1 protein-coding gene is annotated in these 378 nt (G+C 66.9%); it reads right to left on the bottom strand.

The window, feature by feature from the left end; all coding sequences use genetic code 11:
- Positions 1-344, bottom strand: a 344-nt coding sequence (locus V3391_RS17580) for a hypothetical protein (protein WP_332079749.1), incomplete at its 3' end; no start/stop codon positions are given.
- Between the last annotated feature and the right edge of the window lie 34 nt (positions 345-378).

Here is a 378-nt window from a genome sequence, read left to right as displayed (position 1 = left end):
AGCAAGGCGGCCACGCCGTCGCGCGCCATATCCACCGTGGCGGCGCCCCAGATGCTGCTCAGCAGCCCGGCAAACAGCACGCTGGCGTGGCGGTCTTCCGGACGCAACCAGGCGGGCGGCTTTTGCTGGAAACCAAACATGTCGGTAATCGCGGCCGCTGAGCGGATGACGCCGTCAGCGGCGATCTTGCCTTTGCACAGGCGCAGGCCCATGCGGCCGCTGTTGGCTTGCGGCTGCAATACGTAGATTGCCCGGCTATCGTTTTTGCGCAAGGTCTTGCCCGCGCCCTGCTGGCTGCGCGCCGAGTCGGCCAGATAGGCGACATTGGCCAGCCATTGCGACATCGCACACGGCAGCTCGTCCGGCGCGGCAACCGGA

This window comes from Luteimonas flava (genome assembly GCF_036584485.1).
Taxonomy (GTDB): domain Bacteria; phylum Pseudomonadota; class Gammaproteobacteria; order Xanthomonadales; family Xanthomonadaceae; genus Luteimonas; species Luteimonas flava.
Note: the sequence above shows the minus strand (reverse complement) of the source record. Positions and strands in the feature narration are given on the sequence as shown.